The 2,538-nt window shown below is 32.3% G+C and carries 3 protein-coding genes and 1 pseudogene; 2 read left to right on the top strand and 2 right to left on the bottom strand.

Translation table 11 applies throughout. The annotated features are described in order from the left end of the window. Positions 1 to 320, bottom strand: a pseudogene (locus BTHERMOSOX_RS10305) (IS1595-like element ISBaz1 family transposase); the annotation flags it as partial. Between the two features lie 306 nt (positions 321 to 626). Between BTHERMOSOX_RS10305 and BTHERMOSOX_RS10300 the strand changes: the two are divergent. Both BTHERMOSOX_RS10300 and BTHERMOSOX_RS10295 read left to right on the top strand, forming a co-directional pair. Further along, positions 627 to 1,103 (top strand): ComF family protein, encoded by a 477-nt coding sequence (locus BTHERMOSOX_RS10300; protein ID WP_249360686.1) that lies wholly within the window; start codon positions 627 to 629, stop codon positions 1,101 to 1,103. Next, a complete protein-coding gene (locus tag BTHERMOSOX_RS10295) occupies positions 1,103 to 1,657 on the top strand; it encodes a hypothetical protein (RefSeq protein ID WP_138121062.1) in 555 nt (184 codons plus the stop codon). The genes BTHERMOSOX_RS10300 and BTHERMOSOX_RS10295 overlap by 1 nt, the downstream gene beginning before the upstream one ends. Before the next feature lie 515 nt (positions 1,658 to 2,172). Here BTHERMOSOX_RS10295 and BTHERMOSOX_RS10290 read toward each other — a convergent pair. Further along, a partial coding sequence (locus BTHERMOSOX_RS10290) for an IS30 family transposase (RefSeq protein ID WP_138120579.1) occupies positions 2,173 to 2,538 on the bottom strand: 366 nt, incomplete at its 5' end.

The following is a 2,538-nucleotide window of genomic DNA, read 5'->3' as shown; positions in this document are numbered from 1 at the left end:
ACCTTATCACCTCTTTTTAGCAAGCCAAAAACAATGGTTTCCCCTAAGGCGCCACGGCCGCGTTTTCCGCGGACGCGCCGTGCGCCAAAATAGCTTTCATCGACTTCAATCTGCCCCACTAGTGGGGTAGATTGAAGTATGGATAGTTCTACAATTCTAAGCCTAATAGCGGTTAAATATTTGTTGATTGTTTGTCTGCTCAATCCTGTTAATTCCTTGATTTGAACTGCGTTCAAATCAAGAGAAAAATACTTAATTATTTCTCTAAATTTCTTCTCTGAAATACGGGAACGATTTACATACTTGTTTTTTACTTTCATAACGGTACTTTAACATGATTTTAAATATGCTTAAGTTGTCATGACCCAAAAAGAATTACTCAATTAACCTGGTTAAAGAGTTGCTTGGTTAGATAGTTAAATATTGCGCCTCTTTAATTCCTTTGCAAATTTATTTAATTTGCATCGACTTTTATAAGGAGTAATATTACATAGACTTTATTGTATTTTAAAGGGGTAGTTCTGGAAGTAAATATCAAGAAAATTGTAGGAATTTGGAGGTTAGGGTATTCTTTAGATAAGCATACTGTAAGCAGCACTCCTATAGGATATAGCGAATTTAGACGTATGCAGTTTAATACAGTTCGTTCAGAAGCTGGAGAGGCTCTTTTTCAGTTGAAGTATCGTGCTGATTTTTCGAAAGTTTTTCCAATTGCTCAACAAATGAATAAGTCATTTTCTGATATATTTCCTCCTATAGATTTTATAATTCCCATGCCGTCGTCAAGAGATCGATTTAAGCAGCTGGTTATAGAAATTGCAAAAGAATTTTCACGCTTAAAAGGTGTTCCGTTCTATGGAAATTTACTTGTAAAAACAAGGGTAACCTTACCTGTAAAGGATATTGCAATAAAAGATGATAAGATTTCCACTCTAATGGAGGCTCTTTTTATTCACGATATTCTAAATGAGGGCTTGCATGATGTTTTAATAATAGATGATCTTTTTGATACGGGCTCGTCACTAGAGGCAGCCACTAAAAGCTTACAAAATTATAGTAAAATACGCAATGTATATGTTGCTACAGTAACTAGGAAAAGATAATGCATAAAGTTTTTATATCTGGATCTATGAAAATTAAAAACTTGGATGAAAATATTTTAGGAAGAATTAACAATATAGTGGATTCTGATTATCAGGTTATTGTTGGTGATGCTGATGGGGTGGATAGTTCAATTCAAAAATACCTAAGAAAAAAGCAAACTAAAAAAGTTATTGTTTATTGCTCAGGTGAGCGCCCAAGGAACAATATAGGGCACTGGCTAATTGAGAAGATTCATACAAATATAAAACCTGGTACCAGGGCTTTTTTTACAGCAAAAGATATTCAAATGTCTAAAGATTGTGATTATGGATTTATGGTGTGGGACACTAAAAGTATTGGAACGTTAAGCAATGCAATTGAATTACTTAAAAGAAAAAAAATATCTCTAATATATATAAACAAATCAAAAGAATTTTTAAAAGTTAAAGAGGTTGCTGACCTGGAAAATTTAATTTCATATATGAGTGATTATGCGAGAGCAAATGCGGAGTCTAAATTAGGATTAAGAAATAAAATAAAATCATTTAAAAATGAGCAGTTTAGCTTACTTTAAATTCAATAAAATGCCTAAAAAGTAGTGAAAATGTGGTTAAACTTTTGGCTGGATAAAATCTACAGATAGGATTGGGAAAATAATAAGGGATTTGAATCCTCTATGAAAATACTGTATAGCTAAATACAGTACTACATAAGCATTTTTAATTTTTTTACAACCTACATTTAGGTCTATTTATGGTAATTGTAGTGTAAATGTGGTTAAACTTTTTCAAAATTTAGCTTAATATAAATAGATATCAATTTGAACTTAAAAATAAAATAGTTTACCATTCTGAAAAAGCATCAATCTTTAGGGTAAATAAATGGTGTTTTTATCGCCTTATTCTACACCCAAATTAAGCCAGTTTTTAACACAGTAATTAACCCTATAAATATATATATCAATTTGATCTATTTACAAACGCTTTTTTTTTTTGCATAAATATCAATTTACCTTGTTCAATATTGCCTCTTTAAGGTTAAAATAAGCCTCTTATATAACTTGAATTCGCACATTAAGTGCAATTTCTCCTAAGCCGTTAATAAATCAACAGCCTTTCCTAAAAATAACTCAACTGGTTGTTTCCCACCTCGTGTTTTTCGAGGTCTTGTGTTGAGTCGCTTCATGACAAATTCAATCTGTGAATTTGTCACCTTGTTAAAGTCAGTACCCTTTGGGAAGTACTGTCTAATCAAGCCATTAGTATTCTCGTTAATACCTCTTTCCCAAGAAGAATACGGATGAGCAAAATATACATCCACATCCAGTGCTTTAGCCATACGCTCATGTTCAGCAAATTCTAAGCCATTATCGTAGGTAATGGTATGAATCTTACTTGACATTGGCTTTAGCGCTTTAATAGTCTTATCAGCCAACTCAGTGGCATTCTTGCCATT

The organism is Bathymodiolus heckerae thiotrophic gill symbiont (assembly GCF_900128515.1).
In the GTDB taxonomy this organism is placed as follows: Bacteria; Pseudomonadota; Gammaproteobacteria; order PS1; family Pseudothioglobaceae; genus Thioglobus_A.
This window is presented reverse-complemented; position numbering and strand designations above follow the sequence as displayed.